General features: G+C 41.2%; 13 protein-coding genes, 1 tRNA gene and 2 rRNA genes. All 16 read left to right on the forward strand.

The window, feature by feature from the left end; genetic code table 11:
* Positions 1-96: ribosomal RNA gene (locus MH215_RS28270) — 23S ribosomal RNA — on the forward strand; the annotation flags it as partial.
* Positions 97-178: 82 nt separating this feature from the next.
* Positions 179-295 (forward strand): 5S ribosomal RNA (gene rrf / locus MH215_RS28275).
* A gap of 345 nt (positions 296-640) precedes the next feature.
* Entirely contained in the window at positions 641-2,098 is a 1,458-nt protein-coding gene (gene guaB, locus MH215_RS28280) for an IMP dehydrogenase (RefSeq protein WP_056698062.1), read from the forward strand.
* Between the two features lie 434 nt (positions 2,099-2,532).
* Positions 2,533-3,906: a D-alanyl-D-alanine carboxypeptidase family protein gene (locus MH215_RS28285; RefSeq protein WP_239294240.1), complete on the forward strand. Its 1,374-nt coding sequence runs from the start codon at positions 2,533-2,535 to the stop codon at positions 3,904-3,906.
* 216 nt (positions 3,907-4,122) lie between these two features.
* On the forward strand, positions 4,123-5,004 hold the full coding sequence (gene pdxS / locus MH215_RS28290) for a pyridoxal 5'-phosphate synthase lyase subunit PdxS (RefSeq protein ID WP_056698065.1): 882 nt from the start codon (positions 4,123-4,125) through the stop codon (positions 5,002-5,004).
* 17 nt (positions 5,005-5,021) lie between these two features.
* Complete coding sequence (pdxT, locus tag MH215_RS28295) at positions 5,022-5,612, forward strand: pyridoxal 5'-phosphate synthase glutaminase subunit PdxT (protein WP_239294211.1); 591 nt, start codon at positions 5,022-5,024, stop codon at positions 5,610-5,612.
* 260 nt (positions 5,613-5,872) lie between these two features.
* Positions 5,873-7,156, forward strand: a complete 1,284-nt coding sequence (gene serS / locus MH215_RS28300; protein ID WP_239294212.1) for a serine--tRNA ligase — start codon at positions 5,873-5,875, stop codon at positions 7,154-7,156.
* 246 nt (positions 7,157-7,402) lie between these two features.
* Positions 7,403-7,491 (forward strand) — tRNA-Ser (locus MH215_RS28305).
* Positions 7,492-7,624: 133 nt separating this feature from the next.
* Positions 7,625-8,677, forward strand: coding sequence for a tyrosine-type recombinase/integrase (locus MH215_RS28310; protein WP_239294213.1), 1,053 nt, complete (start codon positions 7,625-7,627; stop codon positions 8,675-8,677).
* Between the two features lie 231 nt (positions 8,678-8,908).
* Positions 8,909-9,049, forward strand: coding sequence for a hypothetical protein (locus tag MH215_RS28315; protein WP_239294214.1), 141 nt, complete (start codon positions 8,909-8,911; stop codon positions 9,047-9,049).
* Between the two features lie 18 nt (positions 9,050-9,067).
* Positions 9,068-9,211, forward strand: coding sequence for a hypothetical protein (locus MH215_RS28320; protein ID WP_239294215.1), 144 nt, complete (start codon positions 9,068-9,070; stop codon positions 9,209-9,211).
* A gap of 43 nt (positions 9,212-9,254) precedes the next feature.
* Positions 9,255-9,536 carry a hypothetical protein gene (locus tag MH215_RS28325; RefSeq protein ID WP_239294216.1) on the forward strand — a complete coding sequence of 94 codons (282 nt, stop codon included), beginning with the start codon at positions 9,255-9,257 and terminating at the stop codon, positions 9,534-9,536.
* Positions 9,537-9,782: 246 nt separating this feature from the next.
* Entirely contained in the window at positions 9,783-9,974 is a 192-nt protein-coding gene (locus MH215_RS28330) for a helix-turn-helix transcriptional regulator (RefSeq protein ID WP_239294217.1), read from the forward strand.
* Positions 9,971-10,858 (forward strand): hypothetical protein, encoded by an 888-nt coding sequence (locus MH215_RS28335; protein ID WP_239294218.1) that lies wholly within the window; start codon positions 9,971-9,973, stop codon positions 10,856-10,858. Before MH215_RS28330 ends, MH215_RS28335 begins: the two co-directional genes overlap by 4 nt.
* A gap of 995 nt (positions 10,859-11,853) precedes the next feature.
* A complete protein-coding gene (locus tag MH215_RS28340) occupies positions 11,854-13,089 on the forward strand; it encodes an ABC-three component system protein (RefSeq protein WP_239294219.1) in 1,236 nt (411 codons plus the stop codon).
* A complete protein-coding gene (locus MH215_RS28345; RefSeq protein ID WP_239294220.1) occupies positions 13,082-13,585 on the forward strand; it encodes an ABC-three component system middle component 4 in 504 nt (167 codons plus the stop codon). Before MH215_RS28340 ends, MH215_RS28345 begins: the two co-directional genes overlap by 8 nt.

Consider the following 13,585-nt stretch of genomic DNA (forward strand, 5'->3'; position numbering starts at 1 on the left):
TAAGACCCCTTGAAGACGACGAGGTAGATAGGCTGGGGGTGGAAGTGCAGTAATGCATGGAGCTGACCAGTACTAATCGGTCGAGGGCTTATCCAATTGCAAGTTCTACATCGCAGACTTTCGTTTCGAATCTAGTTTTCAGAGAACAAACACTCTGAAATGTAAGCTAAGCTATGCGTTTGGTGGCGATAGCGGAGGGGTTCCACACGTACCCATCCCGAACACGACCGTTAAGCCCTCTAGCGCCGATGGTACTTGGACCGCAGGGTTCTGGGAGAGTAGGACGCCGCCAAGCAAAGAACCACTGCCGATGTTATTCGGTGGTGGTTTTTATTTGTTTACAACCCATTAATAAGCATAATGATGTACTCAGATCACGCCTATATTTTCTATGATATCGCCATTTAAGATTGAATGGTCTTTTTGTCATATCTACACTTTGTCCACACAAGAAATACACTTGTATGCATCAGGCAGTACACCTGATATAACCAGTCACTTTCCCTTGACAGGCTAAATATCGCTTTGCTAAGATGGCAATAATAAATTTTTCAGAAAACGCATTTTCGGCGTAAAATACAGCCTAGGATCTTCGGGTTTTGGACCGTAAAGCTGAGCAAACATAAGGAGGAACACCCGCGTGTGGGAAGATAAATTTGGTAAGGAAGGCTTGACCTTCGACGATGTATTGCTGGTGCCACGGAAATCCGAGACACTACCTAAAGAAGTAGATGTATCTGTACGTTTGAGCGATAGTGTAAAACTGAATATTCCATTGATCAGTGCGGGTATGGATACCGTGACAGAAGCAACATTGGCAATCGCTATTGCTCGTGAAGGCGGCATCGGGATTATTCATAAAAATATGTCTGTCGAGCAACAAGCGGAGGAAGTGGATCGTGTTAAACGCTCGGAAAGCGGCGTTATTACGAACCCATTCTCATTGACAGCAGAACACTTGGTATCTGATGCAGAAGCTGTTATGGCGAAGTACCGTATCTCCGGTGTACCTATCGTTGAGGGTGAACAGAAGCTAGTCGGCATTCTGACTAACCGTGACTTACGCTTCATTCACGACTACGGCATTAAAATCAGCGAAGTAATGACTCGTGAGAACCTGGTAACTGCTCCTGTAGGCACGACGCTGCAAGAAGCGGAAGGTATTCTGCAGAAGCATAAAATCGAGAAGCTTCCATTGGTAGATGAGTCCAACACATTGAAGGGTCTCATTACAATTAAAGATATTGAAAAAGCAATTCAATTCCCGAATGCAGCCAAAGATGCACAAGGTCGTCTCTTGGTAGGTGCGGCAATTGGTATTTCAAAAGACACATTTGAACGTGCTGATGCACTCGTACAAGCAGGCGTTGATCTAATCACTGTAGACTCTGCTCACGGTCATCACATCAACATCATTGATGCAGTCCGTCAACTGCGCGAGCGTTTCCCGAACCTTACGATTGTTGCAGGTAACGTAGCAACTGGTGAAGCAACACGTGATCTCATTGAAGCAGGTGCTTCTGTAGTAAAAGTAGGTATCGGACCTGGTTCTATTTGTACAACTCGTGTTATCGCAGGGATCGGCGTTCCTCAGGTAACAGCTGTATACGATTGTGCGACTGTAGCACGTGAGTATGGAATTCCGATTATTGCCGATGGTGGTATTAAGTACTCCGGTGAAATCACGAAGGCTCTTGCAGCAGGCGCTCATGCCGTTATGCTGGGAAGCTTGTTTGCAGGTACAGAAGAAAGCCCAGGCGAATCTGAGATCTATCAGGGACGTCGCTTCAAGGTATACCGTGGTATGGGTTCAATGAGTGCGATGAAACAAGGAAGTAAGGATCGTTACTTCCAAGATGATGATAAGAAACTTGTTCCGGAAGGAATCGAGGGTCGTGTAGCATACAAAGGTCCTTTGTCTGATACAATTCATCAACTGATTGGTGGTCTGCGTTCTGGTATGGGTTACTGTGGAACAAGCAGCTTGGATCATCTTCGTAATGATACACATTTCATCCGCATTACCGGTGCAGGGTTGCGGGAGAGTCACCCACATGATGTACAGATTACAAAAGAAGCACCTAACTACTCGTTGTAATCGGAAGAGAGTTAACTATTTCCAAGACAGGCTTGGCGATTTTCGCCGGGTCTGTCTTTTTTTGCGGATACCCCTGTGATAGAATAGAACAAGCGGTGACGATTCTTTAATGGATTAGGGCGTTGCGGCGATTTTTTGACGTGAATCTATGGAAATGACACCTGATCCGGTTGGTGAGCATACATAGGTTGACCCGCTAAATAGAAGCGCGGACGACCATCTACATAAACATGAGAGTTCATGCTGATGAAATGACAGTCAATATTGAAATTCAGGGCAATTACATGCTCATTCGATATAGCGCATTAAAACAACGTTACACATGGATTTAACACATGACGGGGACTAAGAAAATATCGCAGCTTAAGCTGCACTGAAGCATAAAACGGAAAGCTTCGGATTTGAAGGGAGTATTCATCTTGAAAGTCAAAACAATGAACAAAAAGAAACGCCAAATGCTTAAAAAAAGCGTTGCCTCGGTGATGCTGATTAATATGCTATGCCTGTCTGCGGTAATGCCTGTCATGGCTGCGGCAAACGATTCAGGACAAGTCCTTACGGCAGCAGCAACGACGACAAAAACCGAAAAAACAGTTAAGATCCCGGGCGTCGATGACCTAGGGCTCGAAGTTAAGAATGCTGTACTAATGGAAGCATCAACGGGTCAGGTTCTTCTCTCTGTAAATGCAGATGAAGCAAAACCTCCTGCAAGTATGACTAAGATGATGACAGAGTATATTGTGGCTGAAGAAGTGAAGCAAGGCAGACTTAGTTGGGATGATGTTGTTACTGTTAAAGAGAACGCAGCGAAAAGCATTGGCTCGCGCATCTTTCTGGCAGAAGGGGATCAGCATACTGTCAAAGAGCTCTATATCGCGATGGCAGTTGGATCGGCCAACGATGCTACCGTTGCTTTGGCTGAACACGTTGCCGGCTCCGAAGAAGCATTTGTCAAAATGATGAATGAAGAAGCAAAACGGATGGGCATGAAAGATACCTTTTTCATTAACTCGTCAGGCCTTGACCGTGCCGATATGCCTGCAAAATTCCGCCCGGATGAAGATAAAGAAACCATGATGTCAGCAATTGATGCGGCGATTCTATGTAGATATATAATTATGGATCATCCGGACTACAAAGAATTCACTACAATACAATCCTATAAATTCCGTCCAAATGATAAAGCACCAATTATCAACTATAACTGGATGTTGGAAGAGAATAAAAATATAACCAATTTCAAAAGCTATGCTTATGAAGGTCTGGATGGAATGAAAACAGGCCACACCACAAACGCAGGAAACAACTTCACGGGTACAGCTGAGCGTGATGGTATGCGTCTGATCAGTGTAGTTATGGGTACAACTTCAGAATCTGCACGTTTCAAGGAAACGAAGAAGGTACTGGATTTCGGATTTAACAACTTCGAAGTTAAACAGGCTGTTGCTGCTAAAACAAAAGTGACCGGTTGGGAATCTGTGCCTCTAAAAAAAGGTGCAGAAACAACGGTTCCTGTTGTTACAGACAATGCTGTAAGTTTTGTTGTTCCTAAAGGAACACAAAACCTGGATGTGACGTTTAAAGCGAACATCACCGAAGCAGACAAGCTAGTTGCTCCAATTAAAGCAGGGACTAAAGTCGGAACGGTAACGTATAGCTACAAAGCGGACGGCATTGAACCTCAGGAGAAAACGGTGAATCTCATTACCGCAGAAGAAGCGGAGAAGGGCGGCTGGTTCCGTCTATTCTTCCGTGCTGTGAAGGATTTCTTCGTTGATCTATTCGATGGAATCAAAAACTTGTTCTAGTTTATGCCTGAACTGAAGGTTATCTTCTTAACCATGACAAATTGCAATTAATTCCGACTGGATGCATTGTATATTTACAATTTTTCCGGTAAAATATCAAGTTAGAATTCTACGTATGAATCAGTAAAAAGTCTAAATGTTCTTCTGCCCTAGTATGGTGAATTCACATTCACCATAGGGGTAAGAGCAGCACATACATTACGGGGGGCTTGGAATATGGAAACAGGAACATCGCGCGTTAAAAGAGGTATGGCTGAAATGCAAAAAGGTGGCGTCATCATGGACGTTATGAATGCAGAGCAAGCTAAAATCGCTGAAGCAGCAGGTGCTACGGCGGTTATGGCTTTAGAACGTGTTCCTTCTGATATTCGTGCGGCTGGTGGAGTGGCTCGTATGGCGGATCCAACAATTGTCGAAGAAGTGATGAAAGTTGTAACTATTCCAGTCATGGCAAAAGCTCGGATTGGACACTATGTTGAAGCCAAAGTTCTAGAATCACTCGGGGTAGACTATCTGGATGAGAGTGAAGTGCTAACTCCTGCGGATGAAGTATTCCATATTGATAAGCATGAGTTCACTGTACCGTTTGTATGTGGAGCTAAAGACCTTGGGGAAGCATTGCGCCGTATTGGTGAAGGAGCTTCCATGATTCGTACGAAAGGTGAACCGGGAACAGGAAATATCGTTGAAGCTGTTCGTCATATGCGTTTCATTAACAGCCAGATTCGCAAAGTTACGAATATGTCCAAGGATGAGTTGTATGCTGAAGCGAAAAACCTGGGTGTTGCCTATGAGCTGCTGCTTGACGTACATGAGAATGGTAAGCTGCCTGTAGTTAACTTTGCAGCGGGTGGTGTAGCTACTCCTGCGGATGCAGCGCTTATGATGCACCTGGGAGCTGATGGCGTATTCGTAGGTTCAGGGATTTTTAAATCGGACAGCCCTGAGAAATTCGCTCGTGCCATCGTAGAAGCAACAACGCACTATACGGATTACAAACTGATTGCTGAAGTTTCCAAAAACCTCGGAGCACCAATGAAAGGTATCGAGATTTCCAAGCTTTCGCCTTCTGAGCGTATGCAGGATCGCGGCTGGTAAGAGAAGGGGAATTGCAGATGAAGATCGGCGTTTTAGCACTTCAGGGCGCAGTAACGGAGCATATCCGTAGTGTTGAGCAAGCTGGGGCAGAGGGAGTTGCCATCAAAAACATCGAGCAACTGGATGAGTTGGATGGGTTGATTCTTCCTGGTGGTGAGAGCACTACAATTGGTAAACTGATGCGTAAATATGGCTTTATGGAAGCTATTCGTGATTTTGCTGCAGCAGGTAAACCGGTTTTTGGTACTTGCGCAGGGTTGATTGTAATGGCTAAGTATATTGCAGGTCAGGAAGAGGCTCATTTGGAACTGATGGATATGACTGTATCCCGTAATGCTTTTGGACGGCAGAGAGAAAGCTTTGAGACAGATTTGCCAGTCAAGGGAATTGAAGAAACGGTGAGGGCTGTATTCATTCGGGCTCCTTTAATTGAAAGTGTAGGAGAACAGGTTGAGGTTCTTTCCACATACAAGGATGAAATTGTAACAGCACGTCAGGGTCATTTGCTGGCTTGTTCTTACCATCCTGAATTGACGGACGACTACCGCTTGCATGCTTACTTTGTAGACATGGCTCGGTCATATAAAGCGTCTGTGCAGAATCTATAGCAACGATGAACAACCTATGATTGCCCGGAAACAGATCGCTCCTACAATCACTCCAGAGAGTGGCTGTAGGGGTTGCATCTAATCGGATGCCTGATGTTGCCCGTATCTGCTTCCAAAGCGGGAATCGCAGCATAGGGTGTCTTCCGAGGTTCATGGGTTGTTTTTAGTGTTAACGAATGATGAAAGATACAGGCTCACAAAGGCATGACTGATCTACATATCAGAATCTACATTTGTGGGGCTATTAGGAGGGGTAATCGATGCTTGATGTGAAGATATTGCGGAATGAGTACGCACGTGTAGAAGAAGCATTAACGAATCGCGGCAAGTCACTGGATCTCATTGCTGGATTTACTGAAATGGATACTAAACGCAGAGAGTTGCTGCAAGAGAATGAAACGTTAAAAGGTCGTCGGAATACAGTATCAGGAGAAGTAGCACGCCTGAAGAAAAATCGGGAGAACGCAGACGATCTCATCGTCGAGATGCGTGAGGTTTCCGATCGAATCAAAGCAATGGATGAAGAAGTTCGTGAGTTGGAAGCGAAGATTAATGAGCTGACAATGGCGATCCCAAACATTCCGAATGAGAGTGTACCTGTTGGAGCTTCCGAAGAGGACAATGTTGAGGTTCGCCGCTACGCAGAGCCGAAATCATTTTCTTTCACACCAAAAGCGCACTGGGAAATTGCTCAGGATCTCGATATCCTTGATTTTGAAGCAGCCGCTAAGGTAACAGGTTCCCGTTTTACGTTTTACAAAGGACTTGGTGCTCGTCTGGAACGAGCTCTGATTAACTTCATGATGGATCTGCACAGTGATCAACATGGTTATGAAGAGATTCTGCCTCCTTATATCGTGAACCGGGATAGTCTGTTTGGTACAGGACAACTGCCTAAGTTTGAAGAAGACTTGTTCAAGCTGAAAGATACAGAGTATTACCTGATTCCAACTGCCGAAGTTCCGGTAACGAACTATCATCGCGAAGAGATTCTGAATATGGAGGATCTGCCGAAACATTTTGTGGCATACAGCTCATGTTTCCGTTCAGAAGCAGGTTCAGCTGGGCGCGATACGCGTGGTCTGATTCGCCAGCATCAGTTCAATAAAGTAGAATTGCTAAAACTCTCTTCTCCAGAAACTTCTTATGAGGAATTGGAGAAAATGACACAAAATGCAGAGCGTGTGCTGCAATTGTTGGAACTTCCATACCGTGTTCTTACGCTATGTACAGCCGATATGGGATTCACATCAGCTAAAACTTATGATATTGAAGTATGGTTGCCGGAAAGTGACACATATCGTGAGATTTCTTCATGTTCTAACTGTGAGGATTTCCAAGCACGTCGGGCTAATATTCGTTTTCGTAGAGAACCAAAAGCGAAGCCGGAATTTGTGCACACACTGAACGGTTCAGGTCTTGCTGTTGGACGTACAGTTGCTGCGATCTTGGAAAACTACCAACAGGAAGATGGCACAGTCGTGATTCCAGAGATTCTTCGTCCTTATATGGGTGGAACCAGTGTCATTACACGTCGTGCATAGAACCTGGAATGTTATATATTCTAAAGCGTGGGATCAGATCGAAATCACGAATAATAATGAACCCGTCATCGAGAGGATGGCGGGTTCTATTTTTAAACGAACGAGAGCCTGGCTCTAATTTGAAGCAGATCAAGGATATAAATTGAATTTAAAATAAATTTTAAAAATATTGTTTAAAAAGCTTGCTATAATGCCTAACATTATGGTATGATATCTCTCGTGGCAAGTTTATAAAATATTTTCCCTGGAGAGGTACCGAAGCGGTCATAACGGGGCGGTCTTGAAAACCGTTAGGGGGCAACTCCACGTGGGTTCGAATCCCACCCTCTCCGCCATAACTTAAAATGACACACCGTATAAGGATTTGCGGTGATTATGATTGAAACGCACTAGACTGTTGAACAGCGGTCTGGTGCGTTTTTTTGTGTTCGTGACCGTTAGAGACAATTCTAACGGGAGGTATTAAATATGAGTTCAAGCAATGGAAAAACACCGCATAAGCGCGGACAAAGGAAGAATAATTTAGACATTCCTCAGCGGTTATTAGACCGCCTTACTCCTTCGGTCTTGGAAACGTCCCGCTCTACACTTCAAGAAGACGAGAAACCTCGCCCTGAGACATTGACACTGGACAAGCTATTTAACCGTTACTACTCCGCACGGCAAGCGGCAGGGGCGGCAGAACGTACCTTAGAAGACTACAGGAAGCATATAAACTGGTTTCGGCGTTTCTTGGCCAATGAGTACAGCGGTCTTGATAACTTTGTACCTAATCGTGATGTCATCCGTGTATGGATTTCATCTATGTTGACGGTACAAAAGCTAAAGCCTTCAACAATAAATATTAGATTACGTACAGTTAAGGCAATGTTCAATTGGGCTATAAGTGAAAGAATCATAAAAGAATCTCCATTTGAAAATGTTGAGTTATTGAAGGTACCTGAAGAAGATTTCCAAGTGATTTCAAAGGCACAGGAAAGAAAGCTCTTCAATTGCTGTGAATTGACTACCTTCTTGGGACTGCGTGATGCATTATTGATGTCTTTTCTTCTTGATACTGGGGTGCGTATTGGGGAGTGCATGAGAATATTTGTAGAGGAAGTTGATTTACAGAATCGTTCTGCTTCCGTACGTGCAGAATCAGCTAAAACTAGAAAAGCACGGACAGTATACTTTGGAGTAAGAACCCAAGAGCTATTGGTTATTTACCTTGCTTGGCATGAGATGAACGGACAAGCTCCAAACTTATTTCTAAATGAATATGGTCAGCCATTAGATAAGAATTGGGCAACAAGATGTATTAGCTACATCGGGAAGAAGGCAAAGATTACGGGGGTTCGTATAAGCCCTCACACATTCCGCCATACATTTGCTACTCGTTATATAAAGGCAACAGGTGACCCTTTTTCATTACGACGATTGCTCGGACATTCATCAATGGAAATGGTCAACCGTTATGTTAATCAGGATGTTGCTGATGTTCGTGAGCAATACGAGAAGTTTATGAACAGAGGGGACTGAGCGGTGCTTACGGACTAAGGTATGGCTGGGAAGATGGTGTGATTACCGCCTGAACTTCTGGGCATTTTCAGAAAAGTATGTAAGCGATGCTGTAGATAAGATGATGAGCACTATGTAGGCTAACATTAGCGTTATTTTTGTGATAAAATATGGGAGGGAATACCACTTGTAATACAACTTATAATATAACTTCACTACCCCCCTTACGAAAAATAAGGGGGGTGTTTCGATATGTTTTCAATCAGTATTCTTAACCATATTGATGCTGATTTAGGGAATGGAATTAAAGAATTTCTAAAAACTTATTGGTTTGTAATCGGAATGCTATTTGGTGCCATCCTGTATCTGATTGAGCAAAAGTTTAAGAAATAACTTTGAGGAGGATTACGATTGAAGCAAGTGAGCAAAATCATTGGAATTGAGGAATACAGAAGGATAAAGACTTTAAGGAAATATTCTAAACCAAAACCTATTAAGAAACTGACGGCAGAACAAATGAAGTCGTCAAATGAGAAGAAAAGACGAGAAGATTGAGAAAGTTTCGGAACAACAAACATGATTAATAGGAGTGAGGGTTATGAGTTCTATAAAGCCGTTAGAGCACATTATCAAAGATGAAAAAGCCTTGAGGTTACTGGAGATGGTTGGTGAGTATTTTCAGTATGCTGAAAAGGCTCGTACAAAATTAGACGATTTGACTATCATACTCAAAGATATAATCTTAGAGCCTTACACATGTGAAGGGCGATTTAATGCTGATTACGAATTAGTTAGCAAATTAGATAGTGTAGCACTAGGAACTGGTACAAAAGAAGGGCTCGTTGAATTTATTAAGAATTGTCAGGACAAGCAGGGCTAATATTTATCTTTCTGGCCGATTAAACTTCAGTATGAAATAGAAAATTATACTTCTCCTTAAAATCTAATATTTGATTGTAGAGACGACTTTTCAATGCGGAGGTCGTCTTTTCTTTGTCCCCGCTTCTCTCTCGACTATGTGGGGATTTTGAGAATGTTTTCTTAAATATATAGATGTGTCCGAATAAGGCATATTAGGTCAGAATCAAGGCACTATTATAGTAGTTTAATAAAAGGAGAAGTGGTAATGGAAAGTTTAGTGAGTTCAAATGTAGTGTGTGACAAGTATAGCATTTCAAAGCGTACGCTATGCAGATGGAAACATGAGGGATTACCTTCTGTCAAATTATCATACAACATGGTCAGGTATCAGCTTGCTGAAGTGGCTAAATGGATTGAATCTAACAAAGTTATGGCGACAGGAGTGGGAAAAGAATGAGTATGGCGCATAGGCTTCTTGAAGAAGCAGACAAAAGATTAAAGAGAAGTAGAGTTAATAGAGTAATAGATGGGAATGGGGAAGAACGAACCGATTGCATAGTAATAACCCCTGAAATGCTGGAAGCGGCTAGAAGGAGGGGGAAGCTGGAGACTTACAGGAACAGGACGGAAAATCCATTTACAATGGTGAATATGGAAGGGGCAAGACAAGTAGCGACAATGGGAAGGTTGAGTACAAAGGAGTTGGGGTATTTCTTGGTGCTTCAATCATATATAGGATATGACAACATGTTAAAAATGTCGTTAGATGCAAGAATACCTATGACGGAGAAGGGACTAGCGGAAGTACTAAGGATAAGAGATAAGAGAACATATTCCAACTTGCTCAGAAAGTTCATGGAACTAGGCTTAATACAAAGTCAAAGGATTTCTTTATTTAAGAAAGAATATGAAGCGCTTTACATCAGTAAAGCCTATTGCCTAAGGGGAACAAGCAAAGAGAACAAGCTAGTCAAGATTTTCATTGAAGCTATGCATGAACTGTACTGTCAGCAGGATATAAAGCCCGCTGATATTGGTTTCTTATATCGCATACTCCCATATATGCACTTTGAAAGTAATCACCTTGTAAGGCATCCCTACGAAAAGGATTTATCCAGTGCAGAAGCATTATCTCTAAGGGATGTAGTAGAAATCACTGGTATGGATGAAAAGAATGTCAAGGAACATCTTAGAATTAAGCTGTCTGGCGAGCATGTTTTTGGCTCGTTTAAGGCTGGGAAGAACAGTGTTTACAAAGTCAATCCATCATTATTCTATCGAGGTATTGCATCAGAACTAGTGAAAGCAGACTTTACTTTGACGGAACAGAGCCGTAATTAATGCGCTGTTCCTGTAACATGTACCGGAAAGTGATATTCACAAATTTTATAAGAGGAAAATGCAATCTCAATCGAGGGGTATTTTTGCAGGGATATTGAACAACCGAGGGGTATTTTTGCAAACTTTAAAGTGGTCTCAGCCTTAGAGCCATAAGGGTTTCAGGGATTTCCCAAAAGTAGTATCTCTCTTATCTTAGAAGATATATATAATTATTAAGGCTATAACTATAGGCAAAGGTGATAGGTTGTTTATTACCCAAAATAATCCGTTTACCGCGAAGCAAAGCAAGCAATCGTCAATCAATCTTATTCAAGATGTCCCTGTTGACGATTCAAATTATAGGCATTAGCAAAGAATATATAGCTGAGATAATGATATAACATATATATGATTGAAGTACCCAGTCATCTTAGTTAAATGGTTAGGTACTTGCCGCCTGAACTGGAATGAAATATATTCCGCATGTTTAAAATCAAATATGCATTGGCAGAGGAGTGAACAATATGACGTATTAAAATCAAAATTATACTCTACTTGCCAATGGATAAAATATATAACTTATGCAAGTCGTCGTCCAAATCTAAGCGCTTACGTAATCATTCCTATAGTGGCGGCGCTAAGATTCAGATAAAGGGATGTTATGGGCTTGTCAGAATATTGCCAACCAAAATGTTGCTTAGCAGAATTTTGTCGTTGGAACCGATGGATACATAATCATGACCTATACTTCATCTAACTAAAGTGCGCTTGGTAAACCGGAGTTTTTGTGTGTGACCCTGCGTAGCCCTAACTTCCTCGTTCTGATTCCGTTCCGGCGAATATCCCCCTCCCCCACTTCAGATAAGGTATATTATCAGTAGTAATCGGCATGTTTCTTTCTGAAGATTGTAAATATTACGACAGGTTATGTGTGTTATAATATGGTATAAATGTATTAGTGGTAGCTTGGTTCATATAAAGCTAACAACAGTCAACAGTTACCTTCGGAGGGGTCTATGTTACCGATTAAATACGTACACCAGAATAATAATAAAAACGTGGTTGTGTTTGTGCATGGTTTTACTGGAGATAGTGACACCTGGAAAACTAACTCTTCATCGTTTCCAGAAATGTTGTTGGCCGACAAGGTTATACAAGAAAATTTTGATTTGATGTACTTTAATTATCATTCAGAGTTGGTCGACTTTTATGCCGCAAGAAGTTCTGCAAAGTCATTATTTAGAATGTTTAGTAAGGGTAAGAGCGCTACTGCTAAGAATATAAGCATAACTCAATTGGGCGACCATTTGAAATCTGTAGTAGAGTTTTACTGCTCCCCCTATCAAAATATTATTATTGTTGCACATAGTATGGGAGGGCTTGTATCAAAATCATTTTTGCTTAGTAATACACATGAATCACGTAAAGTAAAAATGTTTCTTTCATTAGCAGTTCCTCATAATGGAGTAGACTGGGCCACTTTCAGTCAATTATTGTTTAAAGAGCATAAACAGCTGATTGATTTGCAGCCCTTAAGTAGTACGCTAAATAGTATTAATCAACAATGGATTAAAAGTCAGTCTGAGTTACCTAAGACTATTTATTTCTACGGACAATTTGATGAAGTTGTGAAGCAAGAAAGTGCAATTGCATATGAAATTACTGAATCTAACAAAGTTGCCTGTAACGACGACCATTTTTCGATTTCGAAACCAGATTCGACAGACAGTCTGATATTTGTTGCAGTAAAAAGACAATTATTGGATTTTATTTCGAATGCGGAGAAGGAATCAAATATGTTAGTTAAGCCTTTTAAGGATGAGGGACAGCTTGACAATGAATTATTTGTTTTGAAATTAATGGTAGCGGATGTACATAAAACATTAATATACAATGCTAAATCTACATTTTTTAACGCTGAATACATGCGGAAACTTTTAGTACATCAATCAATTGGTCTAGAGGAACTTAGTGCATTGTACTCGCAAATTGAATATTTATATTCAATTGAGTTTGGGAAATTGCTTAGCGGAGATTTAAAGGACAGTAATGAGCTTGTTACCAATATTCATCAAAGTATCCTTGAGAAAGACAGAGAGTTCTTAAAGACTACATTACCGCTAATTAACGCTTATCATAAAACTGGCATGTTACACCAGTTGACAAATGACCTTGACAAAGATTTATGGTGGGCGCAAAACAATTCTATCAAAGATATTAAAGCTTTCAGGGAGGCAAAGGCAGATGAATAAACTCCCATTTATTATACCAGAGAGAGATTTGAACTTACGTGTTGCAGTCGTTGTAATGATTCTTGACCGTTTATCTTATACGAAGAGAAAAAAGTTTATTCTTAATTTGGATAAAATAGCTATTTACGAATTTTTAGTCACACAGCCGTTTGTCCTTCATGAGTTAGTTGAGAAAGATTCAAAGTTACCTCGTTTCCATCTACAAGAGAATGAAAAGGGTTCAGTTAGAACCAAGTATATAAACAAAAAGAGTTTAATAGACTATTCATCTATTAAAGAGTTACTTCAAATATTATTAGTTCATCAATTTGTGAAGATTGAAAGAGACAAGAATGAATTTTTTTATGTAATTACAGAAAAAGGTACAGAGTTCATTAGTGCAGTTGAATCAGATTACTTGTATAGAGTGAGAGAATTATGCGATGTTATAAGCAAACTTACATCCATTCCTTCTTCGAATTTAAAAAGATTAATTAATCCTATTCTAGGAGTGTAG

Source organism: Paenibacillus sp. ACRSA, assembly GCF_022346845.1.
Classification (GTDB): domain Bacteria; phylum Bacillota; class Bacilli; order Paenibacillales; family Paenibacillaceae; genus Paenibacillus.

Coding starts and splice junctions, on each gene's coding strand:
- MH215_RS28310 (WP_239294213.1), top strand. CDS start 7,625: ATGAGTTCAAGCAATGGAAAAACACCGCATAAGCGCGGACAAAGGAAG.
- MH215_RS28315 (WP_239294214.1), top strand. CDS start 8,909: ATGTTTTCAATCAGTATTCTTAACCATATTGATGCTGATTTAGGGAAT.
- MH215_RS28325 (WP_239294216.1), top strand. CDS start 9,255: ATGAGTTCTATAAAGCCGTTAGAGCACATTATCAAAGATGAAAAAGCC.
- pdxS (WP_056698065.1), top strand. CDS start 4,123: ATGGAAACAGGAACATCGCGCGTTAAAAGAGGTATGGCTGAAATGCAA.
- MH215_RS28340 (WP_239294219.1), top strand. CDS start 11,854: ATGTTACCGATTAAATACGTACACCAGAATAATAATAAAAACGTGGTT.
- MH215_RS28285 (WP_239294240.1), top strand. CDS start 2,533: ATGAACAAAAAGAAACGCCAAATGCTTAAAAAAAGCGTTGCCTCGGTG.
- pdxT (WP_239294211.1), top strand. CDS start 5,022: ATGAAGATCGGCGTTTTAGCACTTCAGGGCGCAGTAACGGAGCATATC.
- MH215_RS28345 (WP_239294220.1), top strand. CDS start 13,082: ATGAATAAACTCCCATTTATTATACCAGAGAGAGATTTGAACTTACGT.
- MH215_RS28335 (WP_239294218.1), top strand. CDS start 9,971: ATGAGTATGGCGCATAGGCTTCTTGAAGAAGCAGACAAAAGATTAAAG.
- MH215_RS28330 (WP_239294217.1), top strand. CDS start 9,783: ATGGAAAGTTTAGTGAGTTCAAATGTAGTGTGTGACAAGTATAGCATT.
- serS (WP_239294212.1), top strand. CDS start 5,873: ATGCTTGATGTGAAGATATTGCGGAATGAGTACGCACGTGTAGAAGAA.